This is a genomic window from Pseudoalteromonas sp. SG44-1 (assembly GCF_014164315.1).
In the GTDB taxonomy this organism is placed as follows: Bacteria; Pseudomonadota; Gammaproteobacteria; order Enterobacterales; family Alteromonadaceae; genus Pseudoalteromonas; species Pseudoalteromonas rhizosphaerae.
The window spans coordinates 32,126-53,590 of the sequence record NZ_JACJEW010000003.1; the positions used below are offsets into that span (position 1 = coordinate 32,126).

Below are 21,465 nucleotides of genomic sequence, written 5' to 3' on the forward strand. Positions count from 1 at the left end.
TTAAAAACAAGCGATTCCAAAGTTACTGTTTTTATGGCAAATTACCTTATCGAGATAAAAGGGATAAGGTATGAATTGGAATCAACTAGGTTACTTATGTCGATTATTTTCGCCATTAAGTAACCTTACACCTGCACAGAAAAAGCAACTAAGCAGTGCCGAGCATTTACGGGTTTATAAAGCTGGGCAGCACAGTAGTCAATTAGCTACAAAATTATCAGCACAGCTTATTGATAACCGTTGTGAACACGAGCAGCAAAGACTTGCGTTATGTTATGAACAATTACCAAATGCAATTAGTACTAACGGCTTTAAATACGGGAGCAGATTAAGCTATCTGGTATTTATTTTTACTGCTTTTATTATCATTAGTCTGATTTATCAGGTTTTTGTTATACCTTCCTTTTCAGCTGTATTGAGTGACTATCATGCTCAATTAAATAACTCGCTTAGTGATGTGGCACAATTTTGGTATATATTTGTATCTCTACAAGGAATGCTTCTTTCATTAATTTTGCTCAGTGTTATACGCCTAAGCCAAATAGGCAATCTACTAAAAGCAGAACCATCATCAAGTTGTATCGATTTTATTATCCCCAAAAAAATTCGCCAGCAACACAGCGAGCTAATTGTAATACTTGAATTTCCTGTAAACGGGGCAAGTGAAAGTATTAGCTTCCCTGAGGTTGAGCATTTACAAAGTTGTCAGTTACATGGCTTAGATATTAGTAAAGAATTTGTGCTTTTAATAAAGCAAAAGCTGGCGGTGTTTAATCAAGATGCTAAAAGGTATTTGAATAAACTCATTACTATTTTCACGATTACTTTAGTTATTGCGATTGCATTATTTTTGAAAGAGGCTTATCGGCCTATCTTCGCATTGGGAGAGATCATATGAAAAATAAAGGATTTACCCTAATTGAGCTAATGGTTGTGATTGCTATCATAGGCATTCTAGCTTCTGTGGCATTGCCACAATACAGTAAATATATACAGCGCAGTGAGCTTGTAGACCCCTTAGCAATGGCTGCCGTTATACGAGAAGATGTAACGACTTTTTATTTAGAGCAAGGACGATTTCCATCAAACAATGAGGAAGCCGGTATACCTGCGAGTAAGTTTTTAATTGGCAATCGAGTAACTGGTATTGTCGTTGATGTTGGGGCTATTCATATTAGCCTTGGTAATAAAGCGTCAGTGCCTTTGCAGGGGACGATATTAACATTTCGGCCAGCTGTGGTCACGGGTAGTCCGGGTAGCCCTATAGCTTGGTTATGTGGCTACGATCAGCCAGTCGCAGGTATGCAAGCAATGGGTGAAAATAAAACCACCGTACCCAAAGATATTTTGCCGTCATCGTGTAAAGAACTTAAATATTAAAATATTATAGGTAAATGAATGCAACTGACTATCCATCAAGTAGACGCTTTTACTAACGAATTATTTAAAGGCAACTATGCAGCGGTTATTGATTTAGATAATTGGCTTGATAATGAGCTGATGCTAAACATTGGCGCAGAAAATAACGTATCCGAAACCGCGTTTACTTGTCGTCAAGCTGATGGCAGCTACGCTATCCGTTGGTTTTCACCATTAATGGAAATAGACTTTTGCGGACATGCTACACTCGCTGCGGCATTTGTGTTGTGCGAACAGCACAATTTATCGCAAATTCGTTTTCAAGCTGCTGCAGTCGGTGAGTTAGTTATTAATAAAAATAGCGATGGCAGCTTTGCCATGACTTTTCCAAAACAAACTCCTTTTGTCACAACAGAAATACCCTCTGAGCTATTTGCTGGCTTGTCTATACAACCCGTTAAGGTGTTGAAAAACCAACAAGCTTACTTTGCTATTTATGATAGTGAGCAAGATGTGCTAGATCTTAAAACAGACTCTGCGCTGCTTAAAACATTGTTTCCGCTAGATGTAGTTGCAACCGCACCAAGCGCAAAATACGACTTTATTTCACGTTATTTTTGGCCTGCTAATGGCGGTGATGAAGATTACGTTACCGGCTCAATTCATACCGGTCTTGCGCCTTATTGGGCTAAAGAGTTAGGTAAAACCTCGTTAAGTGCTTATCAAGCTTCTAGCCGTGGCGGACATCTGCATTGTGAAGTTGCTGCGCACACAATTACTGTAACTGGCCATGCTGTGCGCTATATGCAGGGCACCATATATTTATAATGACTATTTAATTGCTACCTTGCGGTAGTTTAATGGTGATTTGCGCGCCATGCGCTGTGTTAGCTAACTGCAGGGGCACTAATTAGGCGCTCATAGCGTGATGCATATTGACCATACACAGGCGTCATAATATCAATATCACCTTGTTGGACGGTCACCACATTGAGCGTACTCGCATTTAGCTGCGGCACAGCAGGTTGCACCGCAAAATAGCTGATGCTTGCTAGCAGTATGAGTGCGGCAACAATGAGGGCTATTTTAACTTTGTTTAGTTTTGTGGTTTTCTCAATATTAATATTCATAATCTACAAATCTACAAATCTACAAATCTACGAGGTTGATAGTGTAGTTAATGAAAGTTTGATGCCAGAAATGAATACTATTTATTTTCAGTTTGTTAAGTATTTATATGGTGATTCTAAAGTGATAGCTGTTCGATATTGAACACGCAGGTGTTCGGTTTTGAAAATAACAGCAGCCGCAGGAGATAGATTTATTATCCGAAGCTCAGGTTATTTAAATAAGGACTTTGAATCTTTTTGATACGGTTTTGTAACAGTTCCTTACAAATGTCACGTTAATGTTTCATTCAGCTCTGTTATTATGGCTTTAGTAAAATATTTAGGGGACTGATTATGCGAACAACGATATTGAAATGGACACTTCCATTTGTCGCGCTTGGCTTAGGAATTGTTGGCTTTGTGGGAATTAATGCGATTGCCCAAGAGCCAGAAAAAAAAGAAATAGTCGACACTCGGCCGGTTGTAAAAGTTGAGCCTGTAGCTGCCAACGATCATCAAGTGATTATTAATAGCTATGGCGAAGTTAAGCCACTTGAAAGCACGCGTTTATCAGCGCAGGTGTCGGGTGAGGTTGTTAGTTGGCATCCTCACTTTGTTGCTGGTGGTATTGTTGCTCGTGGCGAAACCTTATTTACTATTGAGAAAGATAACTATGAAGCGGCGCTATTACAAGCCCAAGCTGAACTTGCTCAAGCAAAATCACAGTTAATCGAAGAGCAAGCACAAGCACAAGTTGCGGCGGATGAAGTAAAGCGCTTTCCTGGTAAAGAGCGTACTGCATTGTTTTTACGTGAGCCACAAGTGCTTAGCGCGCAAGCATCGGTTAAGTCAGCGCAAGCACGATTAAAGCGTGCGCAACGTGATTTAGATAATTGCGAAGTAACAGCTCCTTATGATGCACTGGTTGTAAGTCGCGATATTGGTGTAGGCCAGTATATAAATATGGGCACACAAATCGGTGAGTTAAATAATATTGAAACAGCCGAAGTGATTATTCCGATCGCTGGCTTTGACAGTGTGTTTTTACCTGAGCGAGTTAAAGGAATTACTGCAACGGTAATAAAAACCGGTTTACATGGGTTTACGCGTCAAGCTGTGGTTGATCGTGATTTAGGTATTGTTGATAGTGCAACTCGTATGAGTAGCTTAGTTGTTCGTATAGATGACCCGTATGGGTTGGTTAATAAACAGCAGGCAATTAAATATGGCAGCTATGTACAAGTCAATTTTGCTGGCACTATGCTTAATAATATCTATCGCTTACCGCAAGAACTGGTGAATAACCAAATGGTATGGATTGTTAATGATGAGCAGCAACTTGAGCCACGTAAAGTGAAAGTGATCCGCGAAGAGGGCGAGTTCTTTTATATTAGTGATGGCTTAGAGGCTGATGATCAATTAGTTATTACCTTACCTGAGTATCCGCAAAAAGGCATGGCAGTGAAAATCGCTGGTGTGCAGGATGTTAAAAAAGTTGATGCACTCGATAGTGCAACCACTGAAAAACTATAAAGGGTAGACTGCGTTATGAGTAACACTGAACTACCAAATACACCAGACTCAACGGTTGAAAAGCAGACTGGTATTATTGCCTACTTTGCTAATAACTCTGTAGCGGCTAATTTAATGATGGTTTTCATTATAGTAATGGGGATCATTAGTTTTTTAACTATCCAACGACAAATGTTCCCGAACATTGAAATTAATTACATTACAATTAATGCGAATTACCCTGGCGCGTCACCGCAAGAGATGGAAGAAAGTATCCTCGTTAAGATTGAAGAATCTTTAAAAGATATTACCGAAATTAAAAAAGGTGTATACCGCGCATTTCGTAACGGCGGCAGCGCCCAGTTAGAAATCAATACTGATGCAGAGCTCACCGATGTACTGGATAAAATTAAGTTGCGGGTTGATGGTATCGCTACTTTCCCCGCAGGCATGGAGCCGGTCACCATAAGTCAAATAGAGTTTCGCCAAGATGTAATAGGCATGACATTAGTTGCCGACCTACCACTGAATGAGCTCAAACCGATAGCTAACCGCATTGAAGATGAGCTATTACAGCTATCAAATGTATCACTGGTGGTCAATGATGTACCACTGGATGAAATTGCCATTGAGATTGAACCAGACACATTACGTCGTTACAACTTAACCTTAAGCGAAGTCGCTGATGCTGTGCGTCGTTATTCAGCCAACTTTTCAGCAGGACAATTAAAAACCGATGCTGGGGTTATTTCTGTACGAGTTGAAAACCAACTGTATTCAGGTGAGGAGTTTCGCCAAATACCAGTAAAAATTGGTGATAACGGCGCTAAAGTTTTACTGCAAGATATTGCAATTATTAAGGACCAATTCACCGAAGGCGAACGTTACTTTAAGTTCAATGGTGAAAATGCCGTTTATTTATCAGTAAAAGCGACGGAAGAGCAAAGTATTATTCCTGTTGCGGATTCAGTTAAAGCGTTTATTGATCAAAAAAATAAAGACTTACCGCCGGGTGTCCGCTTAGAGCCATTAATGGATATGACCTATTACTTAAATGCTCGCTTAGATATGATGGTAAATAACCTGATCCAAGGTGCAATTTTAGTCGCTATTATGCTTTCTTTGTTTTTACGCTTTAAGCTTGCGCTATGGGTAATGATTGGCTTGCCGGTATGCTTTTTAGGCGCCATGATGATGATGCCGCTGTTTGGTGTAACCATTAATATCTTGTCATTATTTGCCTTTATTATGGTGCTAGGGATTGTGGTGGATGACGCCATTGTCATCGGAGAAAGCGCCTACACCGAAATAGAGAAAAAAGGCGGTGGAGTTGTTAATGTCGTTAATGGCGCTAAAAAAGTCGCAACCCCAGCAACCTTTGGGGTGTTAACCACAGTTGCGGTATTTGCGCCATTTACGTTATCGACAGGCCCTGAAAGTGCATTCTTTTTTGGGATCGCAGTCGTGGTTATGTTGTGTTTAATATTCAGCTTAATAGAATCAAAGCTTATTCTACCTGCACATATTGCCCATACTAACTTCCCGCCAATTAAGCCAGATAGCTGGCGAGCACGTTTTAATAAACGCTTTTTTGGTTTTGTAAATGGACCATATCGACGTTTTATAGTGCGTTGTGTAGAGTGGCGTTGGGCGGTACTGTTCTCGTTTATTTCATTACTGATCGTCACTTTTGCCTTGATTGCATCAAACAATGTGCGTACTGGTTTTATGCCGAAGATCCCGCATGACTATCCGCAGATCAACTTAGAGATGAATGATAATGTCTCTGATATACAAACCATTGAAGCAATTCGTGAAATCGAAGCTATGGTGATTGCCGTTGATAAAGAGACTGAGCGGGAATATGGTCAAAAACTAATTAGAGATGTACTCGTGTTTAACCAAGGTCGTACTGAAGCGCAAATACTCGCACCATTAGTTGAAGAGGATTTACGTCCTTATAACGCGTTTGAACTTTCTCGTCGTTGGCGTGAAGCGATGCCAACCATTGCTGGTGTTAAGTCGCTTATTATTTATGACGATGTGAATGCTCAAGGTGGTGGTGATGGTGAGTTTGGTTACTTGTTATATGGCTCAGATATCGACACTTTAAATGATGCCGGGCGTCGTTTTATTCAATTATTGCAACAACAAGACGGTTTGTTTGATATTAGCTCGACTATTGACCCTGCCAGCAAAGAAGTGCAAATGAGTTTAAAACCTGTGGCTTATGACCTCGGTTTAGACTTAGCCTCAATAGCAAATCAAGTTGGCGCAAGTTTTTACGGTGGTGAAGCACAGCGTGTTATTCGCCGTGGTGAAGAAGTGCGGGTGATGGTACGTTATCCAAAACTAACCCGTGAAGCGTTTTCATCGCTCAAGCATGCAGTTATCACCACACCGCAAGGTAAAGAAGTGTTACTTGGTGATGTGGTCGAGCTGACTGAAAAACCGGGCATTAGCTATATTCGCCGTGAAGGTGGTTATCGTACTGTGTATGTTTATGGCAATATCGATGAAGAAGTGATCGAGCCAAATGAAGTAATTACACAAGTAAAAGACAAGCTATTACCTCAACTAAAAGAAGAGTTCCCAAGCGTTAAATCAGAGCTTGGCGGTGCTATTGAAGAGCAGCAATCACAAGCTAATCAGCAAAAAATGTTCTTTTTTGGTGGCATGATTTTAGTATATATCTTGTTGGCTGTACCTTTGAAAAGCTATGCGCAACCTTTGATTGTAATGTCGGTGATCCCGTTTAGTTTGACGGGGGCTGTATGGGGGCATTATTGGTTTGGCTTAGATCTAACCTTAATGTCTGGCTTTGGTATCATTGCCGCAGCGGGTGTAGTTATTAATGATTCGCTGGTTATGACCGACTTTGTTAACCAAGCTCGCCGTGAAGGTATCGCTATCAAAGATGCGGTGATAGAGGCCGGTTGTGCCCGCTTTAGACCAATATTGCTGACATCAATCACGACCTTTGCGGGCGTATTGCCGATTATGTTTGAAACCAGCTTACAGGCTAAATTTGTAATACCTATGGCTGTAGCGCTTGGATTTGCAGTAATGTTTGCAACCTTAATCACGTTAATATTAGTGCCGTGTTTGTACATCATAATGAGTGATGTAGGTAAGGTGTTTAAAGCTTTATTTAATGAAATTATGCTCTTATTTAAAAGTAAACAAGGGCCGCAGTTAGATCGTTAGTTTCAATTTGTTACTACGGACTTTAAAAGCCAATACGTAATGTATTGGCTTTTTTATTTTTATATACCTTAGTATTGGTTTTTATTGGCGGTTACATTCTTTAGTTTGATCTTTGAGCTATGTCACATTATACTCACGCTGTTTTGGCAAACTAATCGAAAGGTTAGGACGCAAAGTTTCCGGTCTAAGGTTTTAGTGTGCTAAAACTAAGATAGCGGGGCCGTTGCACAGGGTAATTTTAGCCTCACTGTGTGTCATCAGCCCTACAATATAGTTAAAAAGTATTTCTTTTATCCAATAAATACTGGATAGTACCTATTAGATGTTCTTAAGGTGTTGCTTTGTTTATGCATACGTCATTGGCCTGTGGAAATTGGATGCCAATAGGTTGTCTAAATCATCATACCCAATTATTTGTGGGTGATATGGTGACAGTGACTTTTTATGACACGCAAGGAGAGCTAGTCGATTTATCATTTAAATATGAAATTATCACCGAAGAACAAGGTGAGCCACATAATTGGCCGCGTTTTGTCGCGGAATATATTAATACCCATATACCACTAGTTGAAGCAGGAAGAATGACTGAGCAAGGTTTAGTGGTAGCTTATCGTTCAAACCAGATTTATGCACTTGAAGGCTGCGGGATTACTCGTGCGGAATTAACTTTTCAATGTATTGCTAAATGTGATGATTACCAAGCCGTTAAGCCTGCATATGACTATATCTACCCTGAAAAATGCAGTGTTTATAATGCGGGTGTAAAAGTGTTACAGCCAAAAACAGGCTTAATTTATAAATGCAAACCTTGGCCTTTCAGCCAGTTTTGCAATGTGAAAGAAGAAAATAATCCACTTTATGAGCCCGGTGTGGGACAAAGTTGGGATTTAGCCTGGCAGCAAGTTTCCCCTTAATGCTATTTAGCATTTTTCGGCCCACTCATTGAGTGGGCTTTTTTATGCACTTTTGAAAATTATGTTAAACTCCAGCCATCGAAATTTTTTATTGGTTTTTCTGTGGCTCTATCAAACTTATCGTTGTCTTCACTTCCTAATGCTCCTGTTGCACGTAAACAGCCGCACACGTTAACAACACACCAAAAAATACGCATTGATGATTATTATTGGATGCGTGATGACGAACGAACAGAGCCAGCGATGCTGGCACATTTAGCCGCTGAAAATGACTATTGTGAACAGCAATTAGCACCTATTCAGTCTTTTCAGAAGCAGTTATTCGAAGAACTAAAAGGGCGTATTGTTAAAGACGATAATACTTTTCCTGTTAAAGATGGTCAGTATTGGTATCACTCTGAAGTACGTGGCGATGATGAATATTCTCGCCATTACCGTAGTCGTCAGATGGATGCGGCAGATAAGCAGCTACTGTTAGATGTAAATATACTTGCAGAAGGTTTTGAATTTTATGAATTAGGCGAGGTGGCAATTAGTCCTAATGAACAATTGTTGGCTTACTCTGAAGATACCGATGGTCGTCGTATCTATACCGTAAAGTTTAAAGTTATTGATAACGATGATTTACTTGAAGATGTATTAGAAAACACCGAAGGGCAAATCGTTTGGGCAAACGACAATAAAACGGTTTTTTACGTAAAGAAAGACCTTAAAACGTTATTAGGTTATCAAGTTTATCGCCATGTATTAGGTACTAAGCAAGCGCACGATGTATTGGTATATGAAGAGCAAGATCGAAGCTTTTTTATGGGGCTTGGTAAAAGCCGTGATGAGGGGCTGATCATTATTGATTTAGCCACTACAGAAACGAACGATACTTGGGTGCTAGATGCTGATCAGCCGCAAGGAGTGTTTACTCAGTTACTGCCACGCGAAGAAGGGCATGAGTTTGATGTTGATAAACTCGGCGATACGTTTTATATCGTGACCAATTGGCAAGCTAAAAACTTTCGTTTAATGACGGCTAATACAAGCACCATTGCAGATAAAACACAGTGGCTTGAGCATACCCCTCATCGTGATAGCGTTTTATTAGAAGGCGTAGAGCTGTTTGACGATTTCTTGGTGCTTACTGAGCGCGAGCAAGGACAAACACGCTTTGTGGTCATTAATAAGCAACAGCAGCGTATGACCTTAGAATTTGATGATCCTTGTTATTATGCTGCCATTGCAATGAATCCTGAGCATGATACGTACGTAGCTCGTATTTATTACTCAAGCCTCACCACGCCAGGTTCATTATTTGAAGTAGACTTAAATAATGGTGATAAAACTTTATTAAAACAACAGCAAGTATTAGGCAGTTTTGATCCGCAAAACTATGCCTCTGAAAGATTAATGGTAACAGCGCGTGATGGTATTAAAGTGCCCGTGTCGCTGGTTTATCGTAAAGATAGTTTTGCTAAAAATGGCACTAATCCACTGTTTCAATATGGTTATGGGGCGTATGGCATAACCATCGATCCGAGTTTTTCGAGTACCTCATTAAGCTTACTCGATCGTGGTTTTGTGTATGCCATAGCACATGTTCGTGGTAGTGAGATGTTGGGCCGTGATTGGTACGAGCAAGGCAAAAAACAACATAAGCAAAATAGCTTTAACGACTTTATTGATGTAACCAAAGCATTGGTTGAGCAAGGTTATGGTGCGCAAGATAAAGTGTTTGCTTCAGGCGGTAGTGCCGGTGGCTTACTAATGGGAGCGGTTGTTAACCAAGCGCCAGCGCTTTATTTAGGAATTGGCTGCCATGTGCCATTTTTAGATGTGCTAACCACCATGCTGGATGAGTCAATACCTCTAACTACCAATGAATACGATGAATGGGGTAATCCAAATGACCCTGCCTATTATGATGTGATTGCTCAGTATTCACCATATGACAATATTACCGCACAGGCATACCCACATATTTTAGTGACTACCGGTTTGCATGATTCACAAGTGCAATATTGGGAGCCGATGAAGTGGGTGGCTAAAATGCGTGAATATAAAACTGACGATAATATTTTGGTGTTTAAAACCGATATGGATGCCGGTCACGGCGGAGCATCAGGGCGTTTTAAAAGCTTGGAAGAAAAAGCATTAGAGATGGCTTTCTTTATCAGTTTGGCTGATTAAGTGTGATTTTCTATTCAATTGAGTTTCACTATGTTTGGAGGCACTTATATGTTTAATGTACATGGGCGCTGGGAATACTCAATTGAATCACCAACAATATATATCAAAGTGATTGGATGTTTTAATCGAGAAGGTATACAGGCTTTTACCAAGGATGTATTTGCTGATTTAGCAAAGTTGCCGCCTCAATCCATTGAATATGCGGTGATTAACTTAGCCGAGTTTGAATTAGCGACCGCAGATAGCTTGGCGGTTGCAACTGAATACTTTCATGGTGTTAAAGCGCGCGGTTATAAACGTATTGTTTATATTCAAGCAAGTGCTGTAGCGAAAAGTTTGCTGGAACATATTTGGCGGGGTAGCGATATGGATATACAATTTTACGATGATATTCCAGGTTACTTAGCTAAGCACCCGGAACATCTATATATTAAAACCTGGTTATGATTAATTTAAATATGCTTTAAGCATCCACACTAGCTTCTCTTGCTCAGTTATATAATCACTCATCAATGAAGCCGTACCTTCATCTTGTGCATCACTTGCTTGCTCTAAAATATCGCGCTGCATTTTAATTAGCGTGCTGTAACCAGCGAGTAAGTTTTCGACTGCAGCGACACCATCACTGATATTTTTTGCTTCTTTAATTTTGCTGATCTCTAAGTAATCAGAAAATGCATGCAGTGGTGCGCCATCAAGCGTTAAAATACGCTCAGCGACTTCATCTACTTTTAAAAGTAATAGGTTATAAATTTCTTCAAACTTGATGTGTAGTTCAAAAAAGTTGCGACCTTTAATATTCCAATGAAAACCGCGGGCATTCATATATTGAATTTGATAACTACTTAGCAGGGTATTGAGTGACTTGACGATATCTTCACTTTTCGCGCTGTTAAGACCAATTGCGTTTACCTGTGACATAACTTCTCCTTAATAAACTGATAAGATGTTTTCTAAACACTGAAGCAAGTATCAGCCATTTTTAGTAATCTGTAAAATGGTTAAAATCGATAACCTTAATAGATTTTACCTATTAGCCAACCTGCTGTAGTAATTAATTTGTTCGTACAATAGAGATGGGCTCCAATCTTTAAAAAACCACCCTAAAAATCAAAATAACCGCAAATCGCTTAATAAAAGCACAATAAGATGATCTAAAACAAGCTTTTATAGCAAGCTATTACATGGCGAGTGGTTATTTGATTTAGGTCAAAATTAACGTTTTTAGTCGGCGCATAATCAACACAGATAAATTTGATGGAGAGATAACATGCAGGCTAAAACACAAAAAGAAAGTAAAATGGAATTAGTTGTTATTGGTATAGCGTTGATTGCATTTGTAGTTGGCTTAGTCGGCCATTTAGCAGGAGCAAGCTTTGCTAACTTTGATACCTTTGGTTATATCGCAGCGCCAACACCACTGATCTTAGCAATCATCGCATTTGTTGCCTATAAAGTGGCTGCTAGTGCAGAAGATTAAACCAGCAACTCAACAATATAATTCATCACTTGGCGTGAGTAGATCATACTGGTGTGACTTAAATGAAACACTTTATGTTCTGCCATGCCTTTGAGTTTGGTTTCATCAATTAATACCGTACCATCTGATTGACTACCTTTGGCAATTAGCGGCATGAGGCCGATCGGTAAATCGCCAGCAATACTATAAAGCTTGGCATTAAATGGCCAATCACCATTTTCGGTCAGTAAAAACTCCACACTGTTTTTTAAAAATACATCAAAGCCTTTTTGCTGCATTCTGCGGGCTATATGGCTGCCTTTATGCGGTGTGCCTAAAGTAATAACTTTTGTTACGTTTTGGCTTTGCTCTGAATTTGCAGCAAGGTATGCACGCGCCACCAGTCCGCCCATTGAATGACAAACAAGGGCCGTATTTTTATCATTAATAAAATTATCAATCTGTTTAAAAATAGCGGCGCGATCGGGAGACAATGTATTGTAAGAGAGGTTGAGAATATCCAACCCAGACTTTTCGAGCTGCGAGCATAAAGGGCGCATTACAAAGCCAGACATATACAATCCGTGTAATACCACAACGCGTTTAACAGTCATACACCCTCTTAATCTATTGAACCTACAATTACATTAACTGTACTGGTTTTATTTCAATGTTAACTGAATCAGAGCTCACCCATACATCACCATCTTGAATGGTAATAGTCAGCGATATATTGCGATCAACCAGCGCTGCCAGCGCTTGAGTTGTAGCAAAATCTAAACTAAAAATACTTAAATTTTTAAACTCATACAATTTAGGTTGATGCTTTTGCCACCAAATTGCTTGGTTGTTTTCACCATAAGTGTATAGCACCACTTTTTTAGCTTTATTACAGGCTTTTTTAACACGCTTTTCATCAGGTAAACCAAGCTCAACCCACAGCTCGATCTCATCGCTATAGCTTTTATGCCACAGCTCTGGTTCATCATCAGCCGATAAACCCTTAGTAAATTCTAAACCATCACAGGCATTAAGTGCATAGGCAAGCAAGCGGATCATCAAGCGTTGCTCGGTTTCTGAAGGGTGTTGTGCCAAGGTTAAATTAAAGTCTTGGTATACGTTGCGGTCCATATCGCTTAGCGATAACTGCGCTTTAATAATCGTCGATTTAAGAGCCATAACAGTTTATTTAAAAAAATTTGCGTCAGTATAGCGCAATTAAGGGCTGAGCCAGTTAAAATAGCCCGAAATTATCTGTAGGAGTTAAAAATGGCTATCCAGTGGTTCCCTGGGCATATGAATAAAGCCCGTAATGAAATTAAAGAAATAATGCCACAAATGGATGTGATCATTGAAGTGCTTGATGCGCGCATTCCTTACAGTAGTGAAAACCCGATGGTGGCGACGTTGCGTGAAGGTAAGCCGGTCATCAAAATTTTGAATAAAGCTGATTTAGCCGATCCTAAAATGACGCAAACGTGGAAGGATTACTTTGAGCAAGAAAATGGCGTAAAAGCGATTGCGTTTGGTAATGATAAAGCGGCTGAAGTTCATCGTATTAATGAACTGTGTAAAAAATTAGTACCACACAAAGTCGGTGCTGATAAGCAAATTAAAGCCATGATCATGGGTATTCCTAACGTGGGTAAATCTACGTTAATTAATGTGTTAGCGGGTCGTATTGTTGCGAAAACAGGCAACGAACCGGCGGTTACTAAAGCGCAGCAACGTATTAAGCTAGAAGACGGCATCATGCTTTACGACACACCGGGTATGTTGTGGCCAAAAGTTGAAAATGAAAACTCAGGCTACCGTTTAGGTGCTACAGGTGCGATACGTGATACCGCACTTGAATATGAAGAAGTCGCTAGTTACACCGCTGAATATCTATTGCGGGCGTATCCTGAACTTTTAAAAGCGCGTTATAAAATTGATGAATTACCTGAAAATGATTGGGAATTTGTTGAAATGGCGGGTAAAAAGCGTGGTTGTATTCGTGGTGGTAACCAAATTGATACTTATAAAATGTCAGAAATTCTAATTAATGAACTACGCGATGGCATAATTGGTCGTATCACTATGGAAACTCCAGCTATGCGTGAAGAAGAAGAAGTGATGGTTGCAGGGCTTCGTGCTGCGGCTGAGGCTAAAAAAGCAGCTAAAGAAGAAGAGAAAAAACAACGTCGAGCACGAGCACGTAAAAACCGCCGGTAATTGTTTTTCCACTGGTTAGCTCACTAAATTACAGACATAAAAAAAGCCCGTAAGGGCTTTTTTAGTTTCATATCTACCGTCACCGATATGAGCAATGTAGCAAGTAAAATAGTAGGGCGGTTACCTGTCACCAACATCAAGGGGCGTTGCGGTTAGTAACAGGTAACCTTAGCTGTTTACGTGCGCCACACGTGTTTCAGGGTCGAGAAACAAATCAGTTTATTCCGTACAAGTCGTTGTGCTTTGCGTCTTGTTGATATTGATTATCAGTTAGATCTTATGATCTGTCAACACCCATTTGCAAATAATTCTCATTTATTTTATTTGCTGATAAAAACAACAAATAAAGCACTTTGTTGGCATTAATATTACACAGCCCGATTTCTTGCTGATATTAGATTATTTTGCTTGCTTGCTAATGCTTATGGCGTCTTATTACTTGCAATGCGGTTATTTATTTGTTCTACCAATTCTTTATCTTTGCTTCCTTCGCTATTAACTATAAGTAAAAAGTGCTCGCCTTGTTTGTCGATAACTTTAATCACTGTATTATCAAGTTGTGTTCTGCCATAAGTGACTTCGACGCTAGTAACATCCTTAAAGTGTTTTAAGTTTGATTCAAGTTGGCCTTGTTCATTTTGCCAATAGCTAAAAATGTAGTTGTCGCTTATACCATTGCCGTCGTTACGAAAATCTACCCACGCATCGCTGTAAAAATATAAAACATCTTCATCAATAGGTACTAATTGATGGCGTTTTAAGAATTGCATTTGAAATGACCACAATTTATCGCCTTTTACGATAGCGGTACTCGGTAATAAATAGACTTCTTCCAGTAAGCTTAAAAATAAAATAGGTACCCAGATTATGGCGATAACTATATTTCTTACTCGCCATTTAGAATTGTATGCAAGTGCGTCAGATGATTGGTTTAGGTGTTGAATGTAATTAACTAATGGCAGCCATAAAAATGGCAGGATACAAATAGCTATAGTAGTTGCTTCGTCAATACGGGTCATGAGACTTGCCAAAATAACCAGTAACCACGCAATAATTGCCAAGACGTTTGGCATGATTTTATTTTTATTGTGCTGCGTTTGGCTGTGTGCAACTAGCTCTAAATATAAAGAGTAATAAAAAAATATCGCGAAAATCCCGCGAGCAATCGGCATGATATGACTATTTTGCTGTATTTTAATTGCTTTCCAGTTGCGATAACTCCAGTAGTTAATAAAAAGTCCTAAAGTAAAAATACTATAAAGAATAAACTTTGCATTAGTAACTGGGTAAAACTGCGCATCACTAAATGTTGGGCGCTTTGCTGACTCGATACGCCATGCCACAATAAAAAATATCAGTGCGAGCAGGTAAGCAAGTAATACTACAATGATCCAATTATCGTTTAAATCAAAACTGCTAGTGGTATCTGCAGTTACATATTTAACAATGCCAAACTGCGCATTGTCGATTAGCTTGTCTCGTTCGCTCAGGTACAGTTTAATCTGATCAGCTGGAATATGATCTTGTTTGGCGCTAAATGAAAAATCGAGTGTTAATATATTGTCCGTAAAGTGGATATTCTTTTTGAAATTAAAGAACGCATTATCAATTTCACTTTGCTTATTATCAAAGTGCCAATTTGGTTCTTCAAATTTTATTTTAATCGTTGTTTCAATATTATTTGGGTACTTAAAATACAGCGGCGTTGTGCGATTAATTTGATCGGGTTCGTAAACGCTATTTTGTATCTCTGAGGCATAAAAGTCAGCTCTGAGTCCTTCGTCGTCAGATCATTAATAAGGTAAAACTCGTCACTTAACAGCTCGCCGTTATTTGTATTCTCAGTTACCGTCATCGGCTTATCAATGGTTATACCTTGAAAATAGCCTTGGTAATATTCTAGGTAATCTTTCGCTATTTTATCGAGTCCATTGCGGGCTAATGAACTGCGTCTATTTACAGCATCAAATTGGCTATATATGTAACTAGTTTGAAATGTTGTTGGCTGTTCAGGTTTAAGAGCTATGGTGTAGTTATCATGCGTTTTAATTGTAATACCATCGACAGGGGGACTCATTTTTGTAAGCTGTTGCTCAAAAGGTTTAACAATCAATGCATAACCATAATTTGGTTGTGCTAAATGCGCTAAAGTTCCGGTTTGATAGTTTATTGTTGGATCTAGCCAATAACGTTGACCTGCATGCTCAAGCGTGACAATGACATGATCAAATATTTGCGCTGAGGCTGGTAGTTCAATTAACCGTTTACCTTCGTCAGTGTTCACTAATGCAGGATAGGCTTTGATCCCCATTGCTTTAAGTAATGAAATTAGCAGTACGGTTTTGTCTTTACAATCACCATAACGAAGTGCCAGAGTTTCAGATGCCGACGTTGGTTGGTGGGAGTTAGTACCCATCTCCAAGCCTAAATAACGAACCTCGTCTTGACTGAATTTTAATGCAGCGGCGATACGATCGGAGGCTTGTGGATTATGCATGGCTATTTCATCGGCAATGAGTGTTACAGGATCTGTTACTTCTATTGCGGATTGATATAAAGGGGCTGCCCAGTTAGCAACTTCCTGCCATGATTTTAATTCAGAGAAAAAAACCTGTTTATACGGGTTATACCAATATGGTGTTTGGCTTGAAGATGTGATTGTTGCTTGATTGTGTAAGCTGATTTGATAGTCATGACCAACAGCGAGCGGGGTGTCTTTTATGTCAACCTCGCCGTTAATTGTATTGATATAAAGTGGTGTGGGTTTTTGCCATAACACACGCATAAATTGTTGCGCCACCGGTACCGACCAGTTTAATGTGCGAGACGCGCTAAAATGTTGGTAAATAGGGTTGCGGCCAGTAATCGTAAAGCTGTAATCGAGCTGGTCGTTAATGCGCATATCATCAACAATAATATTTAAACTTAGGCTGCCGTTGTAAATTCCATTGGCTAATTCGGTTTCTCGTTGTAAGACCTTAAATTGTGCGCTAGCGAGTTTATTTATGTATTGCCCATCTCGGATAAGGCCAAGACTATTGAGTGTGAGGGTTTGATAACTGGGATCAAAGTCTAAATTAAGTTGGCTAATGTAATCGATGCCAGTTTGGTTCACCGCCTGCATCACAGTACGCGTGTAGCGCTGCTGAGGATGTTGAGCAGATACTTTTATTTGGGTATCAAGTAATCGGTAATAAGTACCATCGACGATTTGGTTGACTGGGATTTCCGTTTTAATCAGTGGCTGTTGTTTCACCCAATCATCTGCAGCTTGGATTTGGTATTCTTGGCTGGTGCTATAAAAACTTATAACTAAAAAACACACACTGAGTGTGAGGCTCGTTAATTGAGTCCATTTCATTATTGTTCTTCTTTTTGGCTGGTTTTAAGTGTCCCTATTGTTGTTAGATTACCAAGCTATGGCTTATAAGCCAATAAAATACAGGGCATTATCTTGGTAAGGTAACTAATACACGAGTACCTTGACCTTCAGGATTGGCTAATAATTGTAACTGACCACCTTGATTACGAATGAGTTCGCGGCTGATCACTAAACCGATCCCTGCGCCTTGCGCTTTTGTTGAATAAAAAGGCACAAATAGGTTTTCAGGATTTGTAATACCAGTGCCGCTATCGAGCAGCTTAATAACAACTTTATCTTTATGTTGTTGCCAGCTAAGAGTAGGTGCGCTTCTACCTCCGGCTTCAAAGGCATTTTTAATTAGGTTGATCAGTGCTTGTTCTAACTGGCCTAAATCTACATTGAAGTGCTGAGCTTCGACCATGGCGCTATCGGTATTGGTTAAATAACGCTGATACTTTGATTTTAAACGGCCAAAGCCACGTATTTTTATTACAAAATCAGCTTGAGTTACGGTGGCTATTTGCAGTTGATTAGCCGCCAATGCGGTAGGTGCTAGCCATGAGTAAATCAGCCAAATAATAAGCGCTATGCTAATAAGTAAGGTACCAAATATGAGTTTTTTACGCTGACTCGGTTTGGTGCTGCGTTTTAAAGTGCTATCTATATCCATGGCATTGGTAATTTGTTGTTAAGGCAATTGAATAGCCTAAAGCGAATAACATGCCAAACTATAAGTGATTGAAATTACTTGGTTTGCTTTTTTATTGTTAGAAGCAGTTTCCCAGCTTTGGGAAAATAAAATTAAAAGTGGGAGTGTGGCTTATAGGGCTTAATAAATATACTTGGAATGGTCGTGGCTATTAGTTTTTTTAATTCTTTTTGTTCATTTAGTTTATTTGTTTTTTCAGGTACATAGCGCTATTTTTCTTTTAAACACATCCTCCCATTGCCCGCAAACTGATAAGTGATAAAAATGAGCCAATTTATAAATAACCTTAGCTTTCGAGTTAAATTTGCTATTCCTGTCGTCGTCGCCTTAGTTATTTTTTCGGTGTTGTCGGGTTACGTGTTGTATACGTTTAAAGAGCAAGCTCGACTTAACAGTTTTATAAGTTTAGAGGTGCGAACGGTGCTGGACGATCTTGAAGACGGCTATCGTGATCTCTTTCAGGTGAAAACGGCAGGTTTGAGCATGGTGCTAGGACAAGGCGACAAACAAAACTATATAGTACAGCTTGCAGAGTACCGAGATAATATAGTCCGTATCGACGCGCGCCTTTCTAGCCCATTAAAGCTGGTGAAGTCTGGCTACATTGATGCGATCAATGCACAGCGGGTTACGAATATCAAAGCCGATGTCGCTATTTGGTCTCGTTACTACCAAGCACTTTTTAGTGATCACCAGCTTGCGGCTAGTTACTTAGCTGAGCATAAACAAGATATGGAAGCAGTGTTGGCGCGTATTCGCAAAAATGTTACTAGCATGCGTGATGAAATAGATGCCAAACTTACAAATTCTTTAATTGAAGTAACCGCTAATCAAGAGTCTGCTAGCTTTGCTTTGCAGTTTGGTATTGTATTGAGCTTTGTTTTATCAATAGCTGCAACTTGGCTGCTGTCTACCGTTATTTTGGCGCCGTTAAAGAAAATGCAGTTAGCATTAGAAAACATAGCTAGTGGCCAAGGCGATCTCACGCAACGGTTAAACAGTGAGTCAAACGATGAAATGGGTGCGCTTGCGCGTTCGTTTAATACCTTTATCAGTAAAATTCATAACACAGTATTGGCGGTTGTCGGCTCGGCTGAACAGGTGCGCAATGAAACTGAAAGTTTGCGCATTATTACTGCAAGTGTATTAAGTGAAGCCAGTAATCAGCAAATAGAAAGTGAGCAAGTGGCAGCTGCGGTAAATGAAATGAGCACGACCAGTGATAACGTAAGCCAAAACGCTAATGATGCGGCCAGTGCCACAAGTACTGCTAATAATGATGCCAATGTAGCAAAAGCCACAATTGAAGAAACCATTTCGTTAATTAATCAACTGGTGACCGACATTTCGGCATCGAGCGACGTAATAAACACCTTAGAGCAAGATGTAATGAATATCGCCACTGTGCTTGATGTTATCCGTGGTATTGCTGATCAAACAAACTTGTTAGCGTTAAATGCGGCCATTGAAGCCGCGCGCGCGGGTGAGCAGGGGCGAGGCTTTGCGGTCGTTGCTGACGAGGTGCGTTCATTAGCGAGTCGCACGCAAGATAGTACCGGAGAGATCAACGCTATGATTGAAAAGCTCCAACAAGGTACCAATCAAGCGGTTGGTGCAATGCAAGCCAGTACCAAAAGCGGTCAACAAACGATTGAGCACTCTCGCGGTGCCGCGCAATCGGTGCAGCGTATTAATGACGCAGTTACCATTATTAACGATATGAACATGCAAATTGCCACCGCTGCCACGCAGCAAAGCCAAGTGAGTGAAGATGTGAATATCAATGTGCAACGTATCGCTACATCAAGTGGCAATATGCTAGACAAAGTGGATCAGGCTGAGCGTGCATGCCAAGCATTGGCACAGCAGTGTCAACAGTTAGACAACCTAGTAAGCAACTTTAAAGTATAAGTATTATCAAGGGGGTGAATTATTTATCACCCCTTAAGATGCCTCTTTTAGCTAAACCTCAATAAATAATCAATTACTATCAACGAGTTATTAAACTGTAGTTTTGTGCATATTGTGCGTGATTTTTATGCGCTAAATGCATTTTAAGCAGATCAATGCAGCTTAAATTCTAAACATTTCGTTAATCTGACGTTAACACTATGCTCGAAGACAGATAGCAGTGTGTAGTCGCTCATCTAACGACAACAAAATCATCAACAGGTGTGGAGAGAACAACCAATGAAAGCAAGTAACACACAATTGGCTTTAGCCATTGCAGCAGCACTAGCAAGTACCTCAGCATTCGCTGCCAATGACACTGAAAAATTACAGCAGCAACTAGACGAACTACAAAAAGAAGTCGCTGCGCTGAAGAAGTCTAGCGGCTTTAATTTGGAATTTGGTGGTCGAGTGCAACTTGATTACAACTATTTTGATGGTGCATATAACGCGAATAATGACGGTGATGCGGGCGGTGATTTTTTTGCGCGTCGTATCCGTACTTATGTTGAAAGTGAGCATGGTAACTGGGATCACAAGTTACTGCTTGAGTTTGCCGAAGGCACAGCAGAAATCGTGATGGCGCGAGTTCGTTATAATTTCGATAATGGTCTAAAAATTAAAGCGGGTAAAATCCGTGAAGACATCACCTTAAATGGCTTAACGAGCTCTAAGCATACCAATACTATAGAGCGCAGTACGCTAGCCAATACTTTTTCGCCGTTCTTCCGTTGGGGAGCGTCAGCGTCTCAATACTTTAAAGACAGTGGTTTTCGTTATGCCGTTGGTGTTTATAAAAATGATGCCTTTGGTGCTACGGGTCATGACGAAGATGATCAACTAACACTCGCTGCAACGGGACGTGTTACTTGGTCAAGCGCAGCCCCAGGCGATGTGATTCATTTAGGTGCGTGGCATTCATACCGTGATATGGGTGGTAACGAGTTAGGTGCGCGCTTTGCCCGTGGCGAAATACGTGAAGCCAATGTACGTCTTGTTGATTACGCGGTGGGTGGTAATGCCGTGGCATTGGATAGTTTGTCGCAAAGTGGTCTTGAGTTTGCGTATCAAGCTGATGCATTAACGCTAGAAGCTGAATACGCAAGCCGCACACTCGATGCTGTTAATGGCGCCGACCCGCTTGATGGCGAGCGTTATGACGGTTTTCATGTATCAGCGAGCTACTTCTTAGGTGGTGAGCAACGCAGGTACAAAGCCGGTTCAGCATTATTTGTACAACCTAAAGGCATTAAAGATGCGTGGGAGCTTGTCGCCCGAGTATCACAAATGGATGCAACAAGTAGCACACAAGGTACTGAAGTAACTACTTATACCCTAGGCACATCCTATTATATCAGCAGCGATATCAAATTTATGGGCAACTTGATCTACAGCGATGTAGAGGGCCCAGGCGCAACTGCGTTAGTGGGTGATGAAGACTCAGGTATGGGCTTTAGTGCGCGCATGCAGTATTTATTTTAGGAGTAAAT

At 40.2% G+C, this 21,465-nt stretch carries 19 protein-coding genes and 1 riboswitch; of the genes, 12 read left to right on the forward strand and 7 right to left on the reverse strand.

What is annotated here, in order from left to right; translation table 11 throughout:
* Window positions 1-70: 70 nt before the first annotated feature.
* From H5187_RS01980 to H5187_RS01990, 3 genes are read left to right on the forward strand one after another with little or no spacing between them, the layout of a single operon-like run.
* The gene (locus H5187_RS01980; protein ID WP_182797499.1) at window positions 71-898 is read left to right on the forward strand and encodes a hypothetical protein; all 828 of its coding nucleotides are present in this window, start codon (window positions 71-73) and stop codon (window positions 896-898) included.
* Entirely contained in the window at window positions 895-1,380 is a 486-nt protein-coding gene (locus H5187_RS01985; RefSeq protein WP_182717523.1) for a pilin, read from the forward strand. Before H5187_RS01980 ends, H5187_RS01985 begins: the two co-directional genes overlap by 4 nt.
* An 18-nt stretch (window positions 1,381-1,398) precedes the next feature.
* On the forward strand, window positions 1,399-2,187 hold the full coding sequence (locus tag H5187_RS01990) for a PhzF family phenazine biosynthesis protein (protein ID WP_182797500.1): 789 nt from the start codon (window positions 1,399-1,401) through the stop codon (window positions 2,185-2,187).
* Between the two features lie 59 nt (window positions 2,188-2,246).
* On the opposite strand, the gene H5187_RS01995 is transcribed toward H5187_RS01990, so the two are convergent.
* Entirely contained in the window at window positions 2,247-2,489 is a 243-nt protein-coding gene (locus H5187_RS01995) for a hypothetical protein (RefSeq protein ID WP_182717521.1), read from the reverse strand.
* Between the two features lie 333 nt (window positions 2,490-2,822).
* Between H5187_RS01995 and H5187_RS02000 the strand changes: the two genes are divergently transcribed.
* The 5 genes from H5187_RS02000 (at window position 2,823) to H5187_RS02020 (ending at window position 10,726) form a co-directional block, all read left to right on the forward strand.
* A complete protein-coding gene (locus H5187_RS02000; RefSeq protein ID WP_149982253.1) occupies window positions 2,823-4,001 on the forward strand; it encodes an efflux RND transporter periplasmic adaptor subunit in 1,179 nt (392 codons plus the stop codon).
* 15 nt (window positions 4,002-4,016) lie between these two features.
* Window positions 4,017-7,187 (forward strand): efflux RND transporter permease subunit, encoded by a 3,171-nt coding sequence (locus tag H5187_RS02005; RefSeq protein WP_149982252.1) that lies wholly within the window; start codon window positions 4,017-4,019, stop codon window positions 7,185-7,187.
* A gap of 135 nt (window positions 7,188-7,322) precedes the next feature.
* Window positions 7,323-7,415: riboswitch (cyclic di-GMP riboswitch) on the forward strand.
* 119 nt (window positions 7,416-7,534) lie between these two features.
* On the forward strand, window positions 7,535-8,101 hold the full coding sequence (locus H5187_RS02010) for a chitin-binding protein (RefSeq protein WP_149982251.1): 567 nt from the start codon (window positions 7,535-7,537) through the stop codon (window positions 8,099-8,101).
* A gap of 102 nt (window positions 8,102-8,203) precedes the next feature.
* Window positions 8,204-10,279: a S9 family peptidase gene (locus tag H5187_RS02015; protein ID WP_182761805.1), complete on the forward strand. Its 2,076-nt coding sequence runs from the start codon at window positions 8,204-8,206 to the stop codon at window positions 10,277-10,279.
* Between the two features lie 48 nt (window positions 10,280-10,327).
* Entirely contained in the window at window positions 10,328-10,726 is a 399-nt protein-coding gene (locus tag H5187_RS02020; protein WP_182761806.1) for a hypothetical protein, read from the forward strand.
* Here H5187_RS02020 and H5187_RS02025 read toward each other — a convergent pair whose 3' ends face one another.
* A complete protein-coding gene (locus tag H5187_RS02025; protein ID WP_145240248.1) occupies window positions 10,727-11,200 on the reverse strand; it encodes a Dps family protein in 474 nt (157 codons plus the stop codon). It abuts the gene before it with no gap.
* Between the two features lie 349 nt (window positions 11,201-11,549).
* On the opposite strand from H5187_RS02025, the gene H5187_RS02030 reads away from it, so the two are divergent.
* On the forward strand, window positions 11,550-11,759 hold the full coding sequence (locus tag H5187_RS02030) for a hypothetical protein (protein ID WP_149982248.1): 210 nt from the start codon (window positions 11,550-11,552) through the stop codon (window positions 11,757-11,759).
* Here the strand turns inward: H5187_RS02030 and H5187_RS02035 are convergent.
* A complete protein-coding gene (locus H5187_RS02035) occupies window positions 11,756-12,352 on the reverse strand; it encodes an alpha/beta hydrolase (protein WP_145240252.1) in 597 nt (198 codons plus the stop codon). The two genes, H5187_RS02030 and H5187_RS02035, sit on opposite strands and share 4 nt — an antisense overlap.
* A gap of 28 nt (window positions 12,353-12,380) precedes the next feature.
* Window positions 12,381-12,917, reverse strand: a complete 537-nt coding sequence (locus tag H5187_RS02040; RefSeq protein ID WP_145240254.1) for a YaeQ family protein — start codon at window positions 12,915-12,917, stop codon at window positions 12,381-12,383.
* Between the two features lie 90 nt (window positions 12,918-13,007).
* On the opposite strand from H5187_RS02040, the gene ylqF reads away from it, so the two are divergent.
* On the forward strand, window positions 13,008-13,952 hold the full coding sequence (gene ylqF / locus H5187_RS02045) for a ribosome biogenesis GTPase YlqF (protein WP_182717516.1): 945 nt from the start codon (window positions 13,008-13,010) through the stop codon (window positions 13,950-13,952).
* 422 nt (window positions 13,953-14,374) lie between these two features.
* Here the strand turns inward: ylqF and H5187_RS24530 are convergent, their stop codons facing one another.
* The 3 genes from H5187_RS24530 to H5187_RS02055 form a co-directional block, all read right to left on the reverse strand.
* Window positions 14,375-15,295, reverse strand: a complete 921-nt coding sequence (locus tag H5187_RS24530) for a hypothetical protein (RefSeq protein WP_259401702.1) — start codon at window positions 15,293-15,295, stop codon at window positions 14,375-14,377.
* Between the two features lie 311 nt (window positions 15,296-15,606).
* Complete coding sequence (locus tag H5187_RS24535) at window positions 15,607-17,313, reverse strand: DUF3857 domain-containing transglutaminase family protein (RefSeq protein WP_259401703.1); 1,707 nt, start codon at window positions 17,311-17,313, stop codon at window positions 15,607-15,609.
* Between the two features lie 88 nt (window positions 17,314-17,401).
* The gene (locus H5187_RS02055; RefSeq protein WP_182783464.1) at window positions 17,402-17,986 is read right to left on the reverse strand and encodes an ATP-binding protein; all 585 of its coding nucleotides are present in this window, start codon (window positions 17,984-17,986) and stop codon (window positions 17,402-17,404) included.
* 303 nt (window positions 17,987-18,289) lie between these two features.
* On the opposite strand from H5187_RS02055, the gene H5187_RS02060 reads away from it, so the two are divergent.
* Both H5187_RS02060 and H5187_RS02065 read left to right on the forward strand, forming a co-directional pair.
* On the forward strand, window positions 18,290-19,936 hold the full coding sequence (locus tag H5187_RS02060; protein ID WP_182717510.1) for a methyl-accepting chemotaxis protein: 1,647 nt from the start codon (window positions 18,290-18,292) through the stop codon (window positions 19,934-19,936).
* Between the two features lie 279 nt (window positions 19,937-20,215).
* On the forward strand, window positions 20,216-21,457 hold the full coding sequence (locus H5187_RS02065; RefSeq protein ID WP_145240101.1) for an OprO/OprP family phosphate-selective porin: 1,242 nt from the start codon (window positions 20,216-20,218) through the stop codon (window positions 21,455-21,457).
* The last annotated feature ends 8 nt before the right edge of the window (window positions 21,458-21,465 follow it).

Excerpts from the sequence above, each read along its gene's own strand:
- H5187_RS01980 (WP_182797499.1), top strand. The coding sequence starts at position 71 with ATGAATTGGAATCAACTAGGTTACTTATGTCGATTATTTTCGCCATTA.
- H5187_RS01985 (WP_182717523.1), top strand. The coding sequence starts at position 895 with ATGAAAAATAAAGGATTTACCCTAATTGAGCTAATGGTTGTGATTGCT.
- H5187_RS01990 (WP_182797500.1), top strand. The coding sequence starts at position 1,399 with ATGCAACTGACTATCCATCAAGTAGACGCTTTTACTAACGAATTATTT.
- H5187_RS01995 (WP_182717521.1), bottom strand. The coding sequence starts at position 2,489 with ATGAATATTAATATTGAGAAAACCACAAAACTAAACAAAGTTAAAATA.
- H5187_RS02000 (WP_149982253.1), top strand. The coding sequence starts at position 2,823 with ATGCGAACAACGATATTGAAATGGACACTTCCATTTGTCGCGCTTGGC.
- H5187_RS02005 (WP_149982252.1), top strand. The coding sequence starts at position 4,017 with ATGAGTAACACTGAACTACCAAATACACCAGACTCAACGGTTGAAAAG.
- H5187_RS02010 (WP_149982251.1), top strand. The coding sequence starts at position 7,535 with ATGCATACGTCATTGGCCTGTGGAAATTGGATGCCAATAGGTTGTCTA.
- H5187_RS02020 (WP_182761806.1), top strand. The coding sequence starts at position 10,328 with ATGTTTAATGTACATGGGCGCTGGGAATACTCAATTGAATCACCAACA.
- H5187_RS02025 (WP_145240248.1), bottom strand. The coding sequence starts at position 11,200 with ATGTCACAGGTAAACGCAATTGGTCTTAACAGCGCGAAAAGTGAAGAT.
- H5187_RS02030 (WP_149982248.1), top strand. The coding sequence starts at position 11,550 with ATGCAGGCTAAAACACAAAAAGAAAGTAAAATGGAATTAGTTGTTATT.
- H5187_RS02035 (WP_145240252.1), bottom strand. The coding sequence starts at position 12,352 with ATGACTGTTAAACGCGTTGTGGTATTACACGGATTGTATATGTCTGGC.
- H5187_RS02040 (WP_145240254.1), bottom strand. The coding sequence starts at position 12,917 with ATGGCTCTTAAATCGACGATTATTAAAGCGCAGTTATCGCTAAGCGAT.
- ylqF (WP_182717516.1), top strand. The coding sequence starts at position 13,008 with ATGGCTATCCAGTGGTTCCCTGGGCATATGAATAAAGCCCGTAATGAA.
- H5187_RS24535 (WP_259401703.1), bottom strand. The coding sequence starts at position 17,313 with ATGAAATGGACTCAATTAACGAGCCTCACACTCAGTGTGTGTTTTTTA.
- H5187_RS02055 (WP_182783464.1), bottom strand. The coding sequence starts at position 17,986 with ATGGATATAGATAGCACTTTAAAACGCAGCACCAAACCGAGTCAGCGT.
- H5187_RS02060 (WP_182717510.1), top strand. The coding sequence starts at position 18,290 with ATGAGCCAATTTATAAATAACCTTAGCTTTCGAGTTAAATTTGCTATT.
- H5187_RS02065 (WP_145240101.1), top strand. The coding sequence starts at position 20,216 with ATGAAAGCAAGTAACACACAATTGGCTTTAGCCATTGCAGCAGCACTA.